General features: G+C 56.0%; 13 protein-coding genes. 8 read left to right on the forward strand and 5 right to left on the reverse strand.

Features of this window, described 5'->3' with window-relative positions; all coding sequences use genetic code 11:
* Nucleotides 1–68 precede the first annotated feature (68 nt).
* Nucleotides 69–902: a phosphotransferase gene (locus Q0955_RS06330; protein ID WP_299421442.1), complete on the forward strand. Its 834-nt coding sequence runs from the start codon at nt 69–71 to the stop codon at nt 900–902.
* On the opposite strand, the gene Q0955_RS06335 is transcribed toward Q0955_RS06330, so the two are convergent.
* The 5 genes from Q0955_RS06335 to Q0955_RS06355 form a co-directional block, all read right to left on the reverse strand.
* Nucleotides 881–2206: an FAD-binding oxidoreductase gene (locus Q0955_RS06335; RefSeq protein WP_299421445.1), complete on the reverse strand. Its 1326-nt coding sequence runs from the start codon at nt 2204–2206 to the stop codon at nt 881–883. The genes Q0955_RS06330 and Q0955_RS06335 overlap by 22 nt on opposite strands.
* Complete coding sequence (locus tag Q0955_RS06340) at nt 2203–3021, reverse strand: ABC transporter permease (protein WP_299421448.1); 819 nt, start codon at nt 3019–3021, stop codon at nt 2203–2205. The genes Q0955_RS06335 and Q0955_RS06340 overlap by 4 nt, the downstream gene beginning before the upstream one ends.
* Nucleotides 3018–3905 (reverse strand): ABC transporter permease subunit, encoded by an 888-nt coding sequence (locus Q0955_RS06345; protein WP_299421450.1) that lies wholly within the window; start codon nt 3903–3905, stop codon nt 3018–3020. The genes Q0955_RS06340 and Q0955_RS06345 overlap by 4 nt, the downstream gene beginning before the upstream one ends.
* Nucleotides 3906–3908: 3 nt before the next feature.
* Complete coding sequence (locus Q0955_RS06350; protein ID WP_299421453.1) at nt 3909–5033, reverse strand: ABC transporter ATP-binding protein; 1125 nt, start codon at nt 5031–5033, stop codon at nt 3909–3911.
* A gap of 72 nt (nt 5034–5105) precedes the next feature.
* Nucleotides 5106–6191 (reverse strand): polyamine ABC transporter substrate-binding protein, encoded by a 1086-nt coding sequence (locus Q0955_RS06355; protein WP_299421455.1) that lies wholly within the window; start codon nt 6189–6191, stop codon nt 5106–5108.
* Between the two features lie 213 nt (nt 6192–6404).
* On the opposite strand from Q0955_RS06355, the gene Q0955_RS06360 reads away from it, so the two are divergent.
* The 7 genes from Q0955_RS06360 to Q0955_RS06390 all read left to right on the forward strand — a co-directional run bounded on the left by Q0955_RS06360 (nt 6405) and on the right by Q0955_RS06390 (nt 14400).
* The gene (locus Q0955_RS06360) at nt 6405–7055 is read left to right on the forward strand and encodes a GntR family transcriptional regulator (protein WP_366140655.1); all 651 of its coding nucleotides are present in this window, start codon (nt 6405–6407) and stop codon (nt 7053–7055) included.
* 87 nt (nt 7056–7142) lie between these two features.
* Nucleotides 7143–8531 (forward strand): aspartate aminotransferase family protein, encoded by a 1389-nt coding sequence (locus tag Q0955_RS06365; RefSeq protein ID WP_299421461.1) that lies wholly within the window; start codon nt 7143–7145, stop codon nt 8529–8531.
* Nucleotides 8532–8841: 310 nt separating this feature from the next.
* Nucleotides 8842–9945, forward strand: coding sequence for an ABC transporter ATP-binding protein (locus Q0955_RS06370; protein ID WP_299421463.1), 1104 nt, complete (start codon nt 8842–8844; stop codon nt 9943–9945).
* An 81-nt stretch (nt 9946–10026) separates the two neighbouring features.
* Nucleotides 10027–11115 carry an ABC transporter substrate-binding protein gene (locus Q0955_RS06375; protein ID WP_299421466.1) on the forward strand — a complete coding sequence of 363 codons (1089 nt, stop codon included), beginning with the start codon at nt 10027–10029 and terminating at the stop codon, nt 11113–11115.
* A gap of 106 nt (nt 11116–11221) precedes the next feature.
* Complete coding sequence (locus tag Q0955_RS06380) at nt 11222–12493, forward strand: ABC transporter permease (protein WP_299421469.1); 1272 nt, start codon at nt 11222–11224, stop codon at nt 12491–12493.
* 5 nt (nt 12494–12498) lie between these two features.
* Nucleotides 12499–13710, forward strand: a complete 1212-nt coding sequence (locus Q0955_RS06385) for an ABC transporter permease (protein WP_299421472.1) — start codon at nt 12499–12501, stop codon at nt 13708–13710.
* Nucleotides 13711–13917: 207 nt separating this feature from the next.
* The gene (locus Q0955_RS06390) at nt 13918–14400 is read left to right on the forward strand and encodes a L,D-transpeptidase (protein ID WP_299423199.1); all 483 of its coding nucleotides are present in this window, start codon (nt 13918–13920) and stop codon (nt 14398–14400) included.
* Nucleotides 14401–14439 lie beyond the last annotated feature (39 nt).

Consider the following 14439-nt stretch of genomic DNA (forward strand, 5'->3'; position numbering starts at 1 on the left):
CGCTCTGCTCAAGGACCGCCGCGCTGACTTATCTGCCCCCTGCCCCACCTGATGCCGTGATTGCGGCTTTGGCCGATGCGTTTCCCACGCAGGCGGTGCCACACGCTTGGCATCCGCTGTTTGGCGGGCGTACCAATACGGCGTGGCACGGGGTATGCACCCATCACGGCGACATCGTTTTGAAGCTCTATGCCGGTCCGGCGCGCAATCCGCTGTTTCCAAATGACCCAGAGGCCGAAGCGAAACTGCTTCAGCACTTGCAACCCACGGGCTTGGCACCGGCGTTTTTGGCAGGATTCGAGACTGATCTTGGCGTTTGCAATATCTATGCGCATGTTCCGGGAAGCACCTGGCAAGAGGGCGTGCAATCCGTCGCCGCGCTCATGCGCAAGCTGCATGGCCTGACCGCGCCTAAGGGGCTGCGACGGGTGGCAGACGGCTCTGCTGCGCTGATTGCGCAGACGCTTCAGATTGTTGGGCGCTGTGAAAAGATCCCGCAGTTTTTGTCCGACTTGCCCGAAGAAGAGGTGCCGCCATGTGGGCAGGCCGCGCTGTTACACAGCGATATTGTGCCCGGCAACTTGATCCAGAGTGAGGGCGGGCTGCATCTGATTGATTGGCAATGTCCGGCAGTCGGCGATCCTTGTGAGGACATCGCAGTGTTTCTGTCCCCGGCGATGCAGCACCTTTATCGCCAATCTCCGTTATTAGAGACTGATATTCGTGATTTTCTAGCCGCCTATGGCCAAGACGCCGTGGTTGCGCGCTACCGCCAGCTGGCGCCGTTTTATCACGCCCGCATGGCGGCTTATTGCCTGTGGCAAGTTGAGAATGACCGCCTCGCCTATGCCGACGGGTTGCAGCTGGAAGTGACAGCGCTTCAGAGGTCTTTGAGGCCGTAGAAGAGATAGCCCGGATACATCGCCAAGCGGCGAAAGCGGCCGAATGGGAAACGCCCGGGGGTGGCCCGCATGATTTCCGGGTGTATTAGGGTCGCATCCCGCAGAATGTCCTGCGCAATCAAAGCGCCTGCGTAACTTCCCATGGCGACGCCGTTGCCATGGTAGGCAAAGCCCGCATAGAGATTTTCCACACCGGGAGCGCGCCCTGCAAATGGCGTCTGACCGCGGCTGTAGCAGACAAAACCGGACCAGTAATACGGCGTTTCGATGTGTGCCCAAGCGGGGAAGAGCCGCTCAAAATGCTGGCGGATGCGCAGTTTGATTTGGTCGCTCGTGCGTTTGGAGGTTGAGAGCCCGCCGCGCATACCAAACAAAAAGCGGTTGTCCGGCATCAGGCGGAAGTAGTGTAGCAGGTTGCGGCTGTCATAGGACATCTGCCGCGAGGTCCAGCCTTGGTCAGCCTGTTCTTCTGGCGAGATCGGACGTGTGACAATCACGCTAGATTGCGCGGGTAGGAAACGACCGGCGAGCCACGGCGGGGTGGACTCGCTGGAATAGCCATTGGTGGCGATCACCAGTTTTTTGGCAGTGACTTTGCCTTGCGGCGTGGTGAGTTGCCAGAGACCACCCAGCTGTTTGGTCTCTGAGACCGGTGTGTCTCCGTAGATCTGGGCACCAGCATTTTCGGCTGATTTGGCTAGGTTAGAGACGTATTTGCGCGGATTAAGGGCAAAGCCAATTGGCGTTGTGATTGCCCCATAAAATCCTCCGCCAAAGCCGCGATCCGCGAGGTCTTCTTTGGCAATCACATCAATTGGCTTCTTGTAGAGCGTGGCAAGATCTTCGGCGTCTTGCGCAAAGCCAGCAGCGGAGCGGGCATTGTGCGCCAGCATGGTTTCGCCCTCGCTGTGCCGGTCCACATCCCAGGGGAAGCGCGCCAATAGGTCTTCTACGTGATCCACAGCGGCGCGTTCGGTAGACATATAGTCGGATAACGCAACCTCGCCAAAGCGCCGTTTGAGAGACTTATAAGACGCTTTGGCGCCGCCAAGACAACAGAAGCCGCCGTTACGCCCAGAGGCCCCCCAGCCAATTTGCTTGGCGTCCAGCACGGTGACGTCAACACCGGCCTCGGCCAGCTTGAGGGCGGTGTTGAGGCCGGTGAAGCCCGCGCCGATAATGGCGACCTCGGTGATCAGGTCGTCGGACAGCGCGGGTCGGGTCGAAACAGGCACTGATTCAGCCCAAAAGCTGCTTTCTACCGGTCCATCCGAGTAGGCAAACGGGTCGCAGATACGTCTCATGCCAGCTTTTCTGCCGCCGCTTCCTCACGCTGTTGCCGCACCACATTGCGCTTATTGATCAGCGAAGCAGTGATCACCCCAATCGCCACCACAAGGATCATGATGGTGGAAAGCGCGTTGATTTCAGGGCTCACACCAAGACGCACCGAGGACCAGATTTTCATCGGCAAGGTGGTCGCCGACGGGCCGGATGTGAAGGAAGCGATCACCAAGTCGTCCAGTGACAGAGTGAAGGCAAGAAGCCAGCCGGAGATCACCGCCGGGGCAATGATCGGCAGGGTCACAAGGCGGAAGGCTTGCACAGGCGAGCAGCCAAGATCGAGTGCGGCTTCCTCGAGGCTTTGATCAAAGCTCACCAGACGCGAGCTGACCACCACGGAGACGTAACACATCGCAAAAGTGGTGTGTGCCAGCACGATCGTAAACACGCCACGGTCCATGCCGAGGCTGATGAACAGCAGGAGCAGGGAGAGGCCGGTGATGACTTCGGGCATCACCATGGGGGCGTAGATCATGCCGGAGAACACCGTGCGGCCACGAAACCGCCCCGCACGAACCATGACGATAGCAGCCATGGTGCCCAGAACAGTCGCAAGGCAAGAGCTGAGGAATGCCACTTTGATGGTCACCCAGGCGGCGTCCAGGAAAGCGGTGTTGCGCAGCACTTCGCCATACCATTTTGTGCTGAATCCAGCCCAAACAGTGACAAGTTTGCTCTCATTGAAGCTGAAGATAATCAGGATCAGCATGGGCAGATAGAGGAAGGCGAAGCCAAGCGTCAGCGAGGTGACGTTGAACCAGGTCATGCGTCTCATTGGTTGGCCTCCCGCTGTTTCTGCTCGTTGCGCTGGAAGAGCACGATGGGGATGATCAGGATCAGCAGGAGCACCACAGCCACCGCAGAGGCCACCGGCCAGTCACGGTTGGAGAAGAACTCCTCCCAGAGCACTTTACCAATCATCAGCGTACGCGATCCGCCCAAGAGCGATGGGATCACAAATTCGCCGATGGTCGGGATGAAGACCAGGAAGCTGCCGGCAATAATGCCTTGTTTGGACAGCGGCACAGTCACCAACCAGAAGGCGGAGAAGCGGGAACATCCGAGGTCTTCGGCGGCTTCCAAAAGGCTGATGTCGAGCTTTTCCAAAGCCGCATAAATCGGCAGGATCATGAAAGGCAGGTAGGTGTAAACGATGCCGATGTAGACGGCGATATTGGTGTTGAGGATGATCAGCGGTTCGTTGATCACGCCAATCCAGAGCAGCACCTGATTGAGGTAGCCTTCCTGGCTCAAAATCCCCATCCAGGAATAGACGCGGATCAGAAAGCTTGTCCAAAACGGCAGGATCACCAGCATGAACAGCATGGCGCGCCATTCTTGTGGGGCTCGGGCAATACCATAAGCGATGGGGTAGCCAACCAGCAGCGTGAGCAGAGTCGATATCACCGCAATTTTGAAGCTGGAGAGGTAGGCTTTCCAATATAGGTCATCTTCGGTCAGCCAGATGTAGTTCTCAAAATCGAGCTCCGCAAAGAAGGCTTTGAGCCCAGCCCAGCCCTCGGCAATGTCGAGGGTTGGCGTATATGGCGGAATCGCCACGGCCAAATCGGATAGGGAAATTTTGAAAACAATGGCAAACGGCACAATGAAGAGGGCCAGCAGCCAGAGAAAGGGAACGGCGATCAGGAGGCGGCGCATCTCTTAGCGCTCCAAGAAGACACCAGCGGTGTCTGTCCAGCTGAGCCATACTTTGTCTTCCCAAGTAAACGCGCGGCGGGAAATCCGGCGGTTGTTGGCGGATTGCGCCTTGATGATTTGGCCACCCGGCAGTTGTACGTGGTAGGTCGAGATATTGCCAAGGTAGGCGATATCGTGCACTTCGCCTTGGATGGCATTGGCGGCATTTTCTGGCTTTTCTGCCGAAATAGAGACTTTTTCCGGCCGAATGGCGTAATGCACATCCTGACCTTTTGTGGCCCCGTCCAGCGGCGATCCCACCACGGCAGGCTGACCTTCGGCCCAATGCATGTGCAGCTTGTCGCCTTGCGGATCAGCCTTACCTGAAATCAGGTTCACGTCGCCAATGAAGTCCGCCACGTAGGTGGAGTTGGGCGCCTCGTAGATCACATCCGGCGTGGACACCTGAATGATCTTACCATGGTCCATCACTGCCACACGGCTCGCCACTGTCATCGCTTCTTCCTGATCGTGGGTCACAATCACAAAGGTGGTGCCGGTGGTTTCCTGAATGTCCATCAGCTCAAACTGGGTCTCTTGGCGCAGTTTTTTGTCGAGTGCGCCCAGCGGTTCATCAAGCAACAACAACTTGGGCGCTTTGGCCAAGGAGCGCGCAAGCGCCACGCGCTGACGCTGACCACCGGAGATCTGGTGTGGTTTGCGGCGGGCAAATTTTTCAAGTCGGGTCAGGCGCAGCATTTCTTCAACGCGTTCGCCAATCTGATCCTTGGGCATCTTGTCCCGTTTCAGGCCAAAGGCGATGTTTTCCCAGATCGAGAGATGCGGGAACAGCGCGTAAGACTGGAACATCATGTTCACAGCGCGCTTGTTGGGCGGCACAGCGCCAATATCCTGCCCCGCAAGCAGGATCTTCCCTTCGGTGGGCGTTTCAAATCCCGCCAACATGCGCATCATTGTGGTTTTGCCACAGCCGGAGGGACCGAGAAGGGCAAAAAACTCCTTCTCAAAAATGTCCACGGTCAGGTCATCAATCGCCGTGAAATCGCCAAAGCGTTTGGTCACGTTCTGAAATTGAATGAGGGGTTTTGCGTTGGGATCATCCCAAGGGGCAAAGACATCAAGCGCCATGGCGGGCTCCGGCAATGTTGGAGAAGTCAAAGTGGCCCGCGCAACAGGTGCGCGAGCCAGGATCAATCAGGCTTAGGTGCCAGATTTGATTTTGGTCCACATACGGGTCACAACGCGCTGTACCTTTGGAGGGTAAGGCGAAGTGGTGTAGAGGTTTTCCAGCGTGGCTTCGTCCGGATAGATCGCCGGATCGCCAATCACGTCTTCTTCCAGCAGAGGCTGTGACGCTTTGTTGCCGTTTGCGTAGTAAACGTAGTTGGACGCATCCGCCATGTTCTGCGCATCCATGATGAAGTTCAGGAACTTATGCGCAGCTTCAGCGTTAGGCGCATCCACTGGAATGGCCATTTGGTCAAACCACATCAACGCGCCCTCAGAAGGAGCGTTATAGGCAATTTCAACACCGTTTTCCGCTTCTGCGGCACGGTCACGCGCTTGTAGAATGTCGCCGGACCAACCCACGGCCACACAGATGTCACCGTTTGCTAGTGCATTGATGTATTCGGAGCTGTGGAACTTTTGAATGTAAGGCGCAACTGCGGTGAACAGTGGTTCGGTCTTGGCAATTACGTCTTTATCGTGGCTGTCTGGGTTTTCGCCCAAATACGCCAAGGCCGCCGGGATCATCTCATCCGCCGCGTCCAGCACGTGCACGCCGCAAGAAGCCAGTTTTTCCATATTGGCGGGATCAAAGATCAACGCGAGCGAGCCAATCGGGGCATCTTCGCCCAGTACTTCTTTCACCTTGCCAACGTTCACACCAATGCCGGTGGTGCCCCACATGTAGTTGATGGAGTACTCGTTGCCTGGGTCGTAGCTTGCGGTGCGATCGGCGATCACGTCCCACATGTTGCCGGCGTTGCTGAGGCTGGCCTTATCCAGTTTCTGAAACGCGCCTGCCGCGATCTGACGCTGCAGGAAGGTGCCGGAGGGCACAACCACATCATAGCCGGAGTTGCCAGCCAACATTTTGGTTTCCAATACGTCGTTGCTGTCAAACACGTCGTAGATCAGCTTGATGCCGGTTTCGTCCTGAAACTTGGTCAGCAGTTCTTCGTCGATGTAATCAGACCAGTTGTAAACACGCACCTCTTCGGCGGTGGCAGCAGTTGCACCAATCGCCATTGTGGCCGCGAGTGCGATGAAGGATGTCTTCATGATATTCTCCCGTTGGACGCCAGGTTCCGACCCGGTCGCATTCTGTGAGATTAATTTGATCAAGTTTTTGCGTTATGGCAATATGCTTGTGCATTTTGCCGATGATTATACGTTCTAACACATCGCATTGAGGATTGGATTGCACAAATGGAAGGCACTGGGAAATTGGGACAAGGTTTTGATCACAGCGACGAAAACGCGACTCGCGTCCCGGTGCACCAACAAGTTTATGCGCAGTTGCGCGATGCCGTGCTTTTTGGCGAATTGGCGCCGGGTCAGGCGGTCACCATCCAGGGTTTGATCGAACGCACGGGTGCCGGCATGACCCCAATTCGGGAAGCGATTCGCCGGTTGACCAGTGAAGGGGCACTGGAGTTTCGCGGCAACCGCCGTGTTGTGGTGCCGATGCTGACGGTGGATGCCATAGATGACCTTATTTTCCTAAGAGAAACCGTCGAATCGAGACTGGCTGAGCATGCGGCTGAGAAGATTACGGCGACAGATATTGCGGCGCTGGAAAAGATTGATTCGCAAGTTGACGAGGCCATCACGCGTGGGGATGTTTCCGCCTATTTGCGCCAGAACTTCGCCTTTCACGCCAAGCTTTATGCGGTGGCCAATGCGCCGATTCTGATGGATGTGGCCAACAGTGTTTGGTTGCGATTCGGCCCGTCGATGCGGGTGGTTTGCGGGCGTATGGGCACACAGAACCTGCCGGATAATCACAAGACCGCACTGGACGCTTTGAAGGCCAAAGATGCGCAAGCGACCGCTGATGCGATGCGCGAAGATGTGGTTCAGGGCATGGAGCAGATCCGCGAAGCACTGCTCGATGGCACTGCTTTTAGCGACACGATTGACTAATCAGAATTTGATCATATTTTCATGACAAGAGATGTGAAGCGGTGATTTGGCCGTTTTGCCCACCCTGATTCTGTTGCGAGGTTTGCCATGAACGCGATCACCAATCACTTGCCCACTGCGGAGCTCCAGGCGCTGGATGTGGCGCACCACATGCATCCGTTTTCCACCCAGAACGATTTTCACGACACCGGCGCGCGGGTGATCACCCAAGCCAAAGGCGTGACGTTGACCGACAGCGAAGGTGCGCAAATTCTCGATGCGATGGCGGGTCTGTGGTGTGTGAACATCGGCTATGGCCGTGATGAGCTGGCAGAGGTGGCGGCGCGACAGATGAAAGAGCTGCCCTATTATAACACCTTCTTCAAAACCACTCATGTGCCGGTTATTGCTTTGTCCGCAAAGCTGGCAGAACTGGCACCTGGTGATCTGAACCACGTGTTTTATGCCGGGTCCGGTTCTGAGGCGAATGACACCAACCTGCGTTTGGTGCGGCATTATTGGTCCGCAAAAGGCAAGCCCACAAAGACAGTCTTTATCAGCCGCAAAAATGCCTATCACGGCTCCACCGTGGCGGGGGCAAGCCTTGGCGGTATGGTGCCCATGCACCAGCAGGGCAGCCTGCCAATTCCGGACATTCACCACATCAACCAGCCAAATTGGTGGGCTGAAGGCGGGGATACATCGCCGGAAGAGTTTGGCCTGCAGCGCGCGCAAGAGCTGGAAGAAGCGATTCTGGAGCTGGGTGAAGACCGCGTGGCGGCCTTTATTGCGGAGCCGATTCAGGGCGCCGGCGGTGTGATTGTGCCACCAGAAACTTATTGGCCGGAAATCCAGCGCATCTGCGACAAATATGAAATCCTGCTGATTGCGGATGAAGTGATCTGTGGCTTTGGCCGCACCGGCAATTGGTTTGGCAGCCAGACCGTGGGCATCAAGCCACACATCATGTCGATCGCCAAAGGCCTGTCGTCCGGTTACGCGCCAATTGGTGGTAGCATTGTCTGTGACGAAGTGGCCGAAGTGGTGGCCGCGACCGAGTTCAACCATGGCTACACCTACTCCGGTCACCCTGTGTCTTGTGCCGTTGCCTTGGAAAACCTGCGCATTCTCGAAGAAGAGAAGATTGTCGAGCATGTGCGCGATGACGTGGCGCCGTACCTGAAAGAAAAATGGGAAGCGCTGGCGGATCATCCGCTGGTAGGCGAAGCCAAGATTGTCGGCATGATGGGCTCCATTGCTCTGACGCCAAACAAAGAAACCCGCGCCGCGTTTGCAGCAGAGGCCGGCACCGTGGGTTACAAATGCCGTGAGCACTGCTTTGGCAACAATCTGGTGATGCGCCATGTGGGAGATCGCATGATCATTTCGCCACCACTGGTGATGACTCGTGACGACATTGATGTGCTGATCGAGCGGGCGACTCGCGCCTTGGATCAGACCTATGAGCAGATCAAAAACGAAGGGCTGTATAAATAAACAGCCCGACCTTTGCGCAAATTTGATCAACCCGGAGCATGGCTCCGGGTTTTTTTATTGTCCGCTCTAACGGAGGCTTTGCAACTTTGGGCGGAAAAACTTTTACGTTTTGCAGACTTATGGGTTTACCATTTGATCATAATTGGCGAAAATCGACTTCAATGTGTCGCAAACTGACGTCGGGCCTTCCGATTGGCTGGCAGACTTTCCCATACGGAATGCTGGCTTGCGCATTTAAGCTCAGGTGTGGTTACACTTGAAACAGACGAGCAGAGAAAATCTGCCGACGGACAACACAGGGAGCCGATTTTTGGCTGATAGTGCATCGAACGACGCGTTTGTCGAATTTGACCGCGTGCAAAAGAGCTATGATGGTGAGAACCTCGTCGTCAAAGATCTGAACCTAAGCCTGCCGAGAGGCGAGTTTCTGACCATGTTGGGCCCATCCGGCTCTGGCAAGACAACTTGCCTTATGATGTTGGCAGGCTTTGAAACCGCTACTCACGGCGACATTCGCCTGGGCGGAACCTCCATCAACAACATCCCACCGCACAAACGCGGCATTGGCATGGTGTTCCAGAATTACGCATTGTTTCCGCATATGACGATTGCGGAAAATCTGAGCTTCCCACTGGAAGTGCGTAAAATGGGCAAAACCGAGCGCGAAGAGAAAATCAAACGCGCGTTGGACATGGTGGAAATGGGTGCCTTTGGCGGCCGTCGCCCTGCCCAGCTTTCCGGGGGTCAGCAACAGCGGATCGCCTTGGCGCGCGCTCTGGTGTTTGAACCCGAGCTGGTTCTGATGGATGAACCGCTTGGCGCGCTGGACAAGCAGCTGCGCGAAAAGATGCAGTTTGAGATCACCAACCTGGCGCATAACCTTGGTATCACCACAGTCTATGTGACCCACGACCAGACCGAAGCGTTGACCATGTCTGACCGTGTGGCGGTGTTTGACGATGGCCGCATTCAGCAGTTGGATCCGCCGGACACCCTGTATGAAAACCCGCAAAACAGCTTTGTGGCGCAGTTCATCGGAGAGAACAACACGCTCGAAGGTGTGGTCAAAGAGATCAACAACGGCATTGCAATTGTTGAACTGGACGACGGCGAATTGATCGACTGCAAGCCAGTGCATGAAAGTGTGAAGCCGGGGGCCCGCACCCGTGTGTCAATCCGCCCGGAACGTGTTGAATACAACAAAGACCGTATTCAAGAAGGTGCGCACACACTGAAGGCCGAAGTGAAAGAGTTCATCTACATGGGTGATATCTTCCGCACACGGCTTTCAGTGGCGGGCAATGATGAGTTCATCATCAAAACCCGGAACGCGCCTGACGTGGATCGTCTGACACCTGGTCAGCAGATTGAGATCGGCTGGTTGCCTGAAGATTGCCGCGCGCTGGATGCCTGATCAGGCTGGCACGTACAAACCGGGCGTAAGATCCGGGCTCAAAAACACCAAGACTTAAGAACCCAACAAGGAGTGATTCTAATGAAAACAAAGATGACAGCACTTGCCGTCACGACTGCTCTGGTGGCTCCGGCCGCAATTGCGCAGGAACTGACCATCGTGTCCTGGGGTGGTGCTTACTCCAAGTCACAGCAGCTCGCGTATCACGAGCCCTACACCGCCAAAACTGGCATCACCATCATCAACGACGACAGCTCCGCTGAAGCCGTTGCAAAAATCCGCGCGATGAACGAAGCCGGCAACGTGACTTGGGACGTTGTGGACGTTGTGGCGTCTGACGCGATGCGTCTGTGTGACGAAGGTTTGGCCGAGGAGCTGGATCACGATGCGGTTCTGGCCGCTGCGCCTGATGGCACCTCTGCCTCCGAAGACTTTGGCGATCTGATCGTCAGCGACTGCTTCGTACCTCAGATCGTGTACTCCACCACATTCGGTTACCGCACCGACATGGTTGGCGACACACCACCTTCTTCAATCTGTGACGTGTTTGACCTGGAAGCATATCCTGGCAAGCGCTCCCTGCAGAAACGCCCAATCGACAACATGGAATGGGCTCTGTTCTGTGACGGCGTTGCAAAAGAAGACATCTACGACACTCTGGGCACGCCAGAAGGTGTAGACAAGGCGCTGGCCAAGCTGGACACCATCAAGGACCAGGTTGTTTGGTGGACTGCTGGCGCAGAAACACCTCAGTTGCTGGCAGACGGCGAAGTTGTGATGGGTTCGACCTTCAACGGTCGTTTGTTCTCTGCAATTGCCGAGCAGAACCAGCCAATCGGTATGCTGTGGGACATGCAGTCCTTCGACCTGGACGGCTGGATCATCCCAGCGGGCCTGTCCCCAGAGCGTAAACAAGCGGCTCTGGACTACCTGTTCTTCGCAACCGACACCCAGCGTCTGGCAGATCAGGCGAAGTACATCTCCTACGGTCCGGCACGTAAGTCTTCCGCACCGTTGGTGGGTAAGCACGCTGAACTGGGCATCGACATGGCACCACATATGCCAACCGATCCAGCAAACGCTGGCAACGTGCACATCTATGACTACGAGTGGTGGGCTGACAACCGTGACGATCTGGACGCGAAGTTCCAGGCGTGGCTGGCCAAGTAATCCACTTATGACTTTGCAGGGAGGCGGCACCCGCCTCCCTGACCCAACCGGACAAAAACCGCCGAGACACAACGGCAATCCGGAAATTCTTTGACGGGGACCATCAATGAGCGATTCAACCCAATCCGGCCCAATGCTTGCGGCCGACGGCACGCCGTTGAAAAAAAGCTTAAGCCGCGCGTTGCGCATGCAGAAAATCCGCGCGCTGGCTTTGATTACGCCTTTGCTGGCCTTTGTATTGCTGACTTTCATTATCCCGATTGGACAGATGCTGTTCCGTTCGGTTGAGAATGACATTGTCGCGAATACGCTTCCAAACACTGTGATTGCGCTTCAGGACTGGGATGCCGCCTCTGGCGAAGCGCCCGATGAAGCGGTCTATGCCGCGCTGGCCGCGGATCTTTATGTGGCGTCTAACGCCAAAACCCACACCCGCGTGGGCAGCCGTTTGAACTACGAAACCCCAGGCATCAGTTCCCTATTCCGTAAGGCGGGACGCAAAGCCAAGAAATGGGACGTGGAGAACGACGGGCCATACAAAGAAAAGTTCATCAAGATTGCCAAGGGTTGGGGTGATCCCAATGTCTGGCGCACGATCCAGACCTATAGCCCGAAATACACCAACGGCTACTTCCTGAACGCCGCAGATATGCAAAAAGGCTCTGATGGCGCTGAAATACGGCCTGAAAGCGAGCGGATTTACATAACGCTGTTCAAGCGCACGCTGATTATGTCTTTGGCCATCACCGCCGCCTGTATTGCGCTGGCCTATCCCGTGGCGTGGTTGCTCGCCAACCTGCCGTCTGCGAAAGCCAATCTGCTGATGATTCTGGTTTTGCTGCCGTTCTGGACCTCACTGCTGGTGCGGACCTCAGCCTGGAAAGTGATGCTGCAGCAGCAAGGGGTGATCAACGACGTCTTGGTCTGGCTCGGCATAGTCGCAGATGATGCGCGTCTGGTGATGATCAACAACCAGCTGGGCACCATCATTGCGATGACACACATCCTGCTGCCGTTCATGATCCTGCCAATGTATTCGGTGATGCAAACCATCCAACCGACTTATCTGCGGGCGGCCAAATCCATGGGCGCAACCAATTGGACAGCCTTCTGGCGGGTGTACTTCCCGCTGTCCGTTCCAGGCATTGGCGCGGGGTCGATTCTCGTCTTCATTCTGGCGATTGGTTATTACATCACGCCAGAACTGGTCGGGGGCACCAAAGGGGTGTTCATCTCCAACCGAATTGCCTTCCACATCTCGACTTCCCTGAACTGGGGCCTCGCCGCGGCGTTGGGCACCATCCTTCTGGCGGTCGTGCTGATCCTCTACTGGGCCTATGACAAGATCGTCGGCATCGACAACGTGAAATTGGGATAAGAATCATGGCTGCACTCACTCCAATTTCCCGCAAACCCATGTCTCTGGTGCTGCCGACAGTGGCGGCGGCAGGGGGCTTCTTTGGTCTCTTCATTGGCACCGCCAACGGCTCTGGCGCGATGGGCGTACTTATTGGCGCAGTCACGGCCGTGGTGTTGGCTTTGGTCTACATCAACGTCCTGAAGAACGAGCCGCTGTCCAAATGGATCAACATTGCGCTGTTTGGCGTATTGGGCTTTCTGTTTGGTGGCATCGCCGCGGCGATCATCGGCTTACTCTATGGCTGGTTCATCCACTGGTTCACCTACTGGCTGTATGAAGGCCGCTACCGCGCGCGCCTTTTGCCCTATCTGACTCCCGGTCAGGTGCTTTGGCACTACAGCTTCCGTGTGATCTGTGGCGCGATTTTTGTCTTCCTGATCACGCCCGTGCTTGTGGTGATGCCGCTGTCCTTTAATGCGCAGGACTTCTTCACCTTCACGCCAGAAATGCTGCGGCTTGATCCAGCCGGCTACTCGCTGAAGCACTATCAGGACTTCTTCACCAACAACGAATGGCAACGGAGCTTCAAAAACTCCCTGATCATTGCGCCAATTGCGACCGTCATCTCGGTAAGCCTTGGCACTCTGGCCGCAATTGGCCTGAGCCAAGCCCATGTTCCGGGACGTCGGGCGATCATGGCGATCCTGATTTCACCGATGATTGTGCCGCTGATCATCTCTGCCACTGGTATGTTTTTCTTCTACAGCCAGATTGGCAATTGGCTTGAAGCAACGCTTGGCTTGAACAAAACCTTTGTAGGCTATGTGAAAGTGGTTCTGGCACACGCCGTGCTTGGCATTCCGTTTGTGATCATCACCGTAACTGCAACGCTGGTGGGCTTTGACCGCTCCCTGACACGGGCGGCGGCCAATATGGGTGCCAACCCAGTGACCACCTTCTTCCGGGTGCAGATGCCTCTCATCCTGCCTGGCGTGATCTCCGGTGGCCTGTTTGCCTTCATCACGTCGTTTGACGAGGTTGTGGTGGTTCTGTTTGTCGGGTCCGCCGGTCAGAAAACCCTGCCATGGCAGATGTTCACCGGCCTGCGCGAGCAGATCAGCCCAACCATTCTGGCGGTGGCCACAATTCTGGTGGGTATCTCAATCCTGCTGCTGGCAACAGTGGAACTGCTGCGCCGTCGCTCGGAACGGCTGCGGGGCATGTCCCCAAGCTAACCACCGTTAGGGATTTCACAGCATATTTTGATGAACATGGACAAAGTCGGGCACTCCCGACTTTGTCCGCTGTCACGCCTGTGGCATAGAATTTGCACGTAAACGGAACGAGTACTTATGCATAGACGTCATTTCCTTGCCGCTGGTGCCAGCCTTCTGGCCACCCCCCAGGTCCTGCGTGCCGCTCAAGGCGGTGATTTCGAGTTGATGGAGCACCTGAAACCCAAAGAAGTTCGAGTGAAGAAGAAGTATGGTTTTCAGCCCGGCCAGCTGGTTGTGGTTTTGGCTTCTTATCACCTGTATCACATGCAAGATGAGCGCAACGCGATCCGTTATGGCGTGGCGATTGGGCAAGAAGGTTTGAACTTCTCCGGTCGGGCAACCATTGACCGAAAGGTGGAATGGCCCAGTTGGCGTCCGACACAAGAGATGATCGAGCGCAATCCGGCCTACGCCAAATACGAAGACGGCATGCCGGGCGGGCCAAACAATCCGCTGGGATCGCGTGCCATGTACCTTTACCAGAACGGCCGCGACACGCTGTTCCGCATCCATGGCACAACCGCACCACAGTCGATTGGCACACCCAGTTCCAACGGCTGTATCCGCATGACCAACTGGCACATTGAGAAGCTATATGAGCAGGTTCCCTTGGGCACAGAGGTGATCGTGGTCAGTGGCCGCGAGTAAGCAATAAACTTTGAGATAACAAAAGGCGCGCCAGATTGG

Source organism: uncultured Shimia sp. (assembly GCF_947493595.1).
In the GTDB taxonomy this organism is placed as follows: domain Bacteria; phylum Pseudomonadota; class Alphaproteobacteria; order Rhodobacterales; family Rhodobacteraceae; genus Shimia.